This window comes from Acidaminobacter sp. JC074, assembly GCF_022496765.1.
In the GTDB taxonomy this organism is placed as follows: Bacteria; Bacillota; Clostridia; order Peptostreptococcales; family Acidaminobacteraceae; genus JABXKX01.
Genome location: NZ_VANV01000057.1, coordinates 1 through 2,008 on the forward strand (window position 1 = coordinate 1; position 2,008 = coordinate 2,008).

At 37.5% G+C, this 2,008-nt stretch carries 1 protein-coding gene; it reads right to left on the reverse strand.

Translation table 11 applies throughout. The features are described 5' to 3' along the window. Window positions 1–180: 180 nt before the first annotated feature. Window positions 181–1,839, reverse strand: coding sequence for an alpha-glucosidase (locus EZV73_RS28155; RefSeq protein ID WP_240843919.1), 1,659 nt, complete (start codon window positions 1,837–1,839; stop codon window positions 181–183). Window positions 1,840–2,008: the final 169 nt, after the last annotated feature.

A 2,008-nucleotide genomic window follows, 5' to 3' on the forward strand; every position in this document is an offset into this window, starting at 1 on the left:
ACTCCACACCAGTAGCCGCCATCAGCTTCCTTCAGACCCCTTTGTCGCCAAAGACGCCCTTGCTTACAGCTTCTCTTCCCAAGCTTGGTAGGTGAGATAGTCAACTTTTCAGACTATCAGCTCACGCACATGCCCAGCGCACCAAAAATGACCTAGAAGAAAATCTTCTAGGCCATCATCTTAATATTTAATGACTACCGCTTCGTATGGTCTTAAATTGACTTCATTCTTTAGTTCAAAATCCTCATAATTATTGATTAGGATTTCAAGTGAATCACTTAAAATATCATCAGGCAGATGATAAGTTTGAGTCATTTGATGGAAGTTACAAATAACAAGAATCTTTTCATCACCTAATCTTCTCTTGTAAACAAAGAGAGAGTCATGGTCTTTTTCAAGTAAGACATAATCACCATAAACAATGACCTCATGTTTTTTTCTCAGCTGAATCAAATTTCTGTAATAATAGAAAATTGACTTGTCATCTTTAAGGGCTGCTTCTACATTAATAGATGATTTATTAGGATTGACTTCAATCCAAGGTTTACTATCACTAAAGCCAGCATAGGTCGAATCATCCCACTGCATAGGTGTTCTAGAATGGTCTCTAGAATACTTATTGGAATTATCCATAAACTGATCATGTGGTATTTTACCGGTCTCAACCAGTTGTTTGTAGCCATTGTGAATCTCAACATCCTTATACTGTGATAACTTATCAAAATAAATATTGGTCATGCCGATTTCTTCACCCTGATAAATATAAGGTGTGCCACGCATCATATGAAGAAGGGTTGCAAGCATGGTTGCACTTTCTCTTCTAAAGTCTTTGTCGTTACCAAACCTAGATACCACTCTGGCCTGGTCATGATTGTTCCAGTATAAAGAGTTCCAAGAGTTCTTATCTAAATCCGTTTGCCACTTGCTTAGAATTTCTTTTAACTCTGGCAGCTGCCAGTCTCTTTCAACCCACTTGCACCAGTCTGTATCTAACTTCATATGTTCAAACTGGAAAACCATGTTGAGTTCTTGACGGTCTTCTCGAACATACAAGTCTGCAATTTCAGGTGTTACTCTGCTTGTTTCACCAACCGTCATAATATCATAGTGTTTTAAAACACTTTCATACATTTCATGCAGATAATCATGGACCTTTGGATTGTTCCATACAACACTGATGACATCACCATAAAGATTGTCTCCAGGGACCTTTGCATCATCATAAGTTGCCTTTGAAATGGCATTGATCACATCCATTCTAAAACCATCCACACCCTTGTCTAGCCAAAACCGCATCATGTCATAGACATCTTGTCTCATATTTTCATTTTCCCAGTTTAGATCTGGCTGCTTTTTAGTAAAACAGTGGAGATAATACTGGTCATCTACCTTGTCCCAAGCAGAACCAGAAAAAACAGAACCCCAGTTATTGGGTTCATTATCACCCTTACCATCTTTCCAGATATAATAATCACGATAAGGACTATCCTTGCCTTTTTTTGATTCTATAAACCAAGGGTGCTCATCAGAGGTATGGTTGACAACCAAATCCATAATCAGCTTAATGCCTCTTTCATGCATGCCTTCTAAGAGCTCATCAAAATCGTTCATGGTTCCGAACTCTTCCATAATGTTTTGGTAATCGCTGATATCATAACCGTTGTCATCATTCGGTGATGAATAGATAGGATTTAACCATACAACATCTACACCAAGCGATTTGATATAATCAAGTTTTTCAATGATACCGCGAAGGTCACCAATACCATCACCATTGGTGTCTTTAAAAGATCTAGGATATATCTGATAAACAACTGCTTCTTTCCACCAAGTTTTCATAAAGCCTCCCCTATAAACTTGTGCTAGCGTAAACTACTTTCAGTAGTTACACTGTTTAATCTATTGCAATTACTATATTTTCAAAAAAATATAGCAACCTCCCGTTTTCGTTGTATAATTTAAGCACCACACAAAAACAACAACTAAAAAAACACGGAGTTTGCTATGC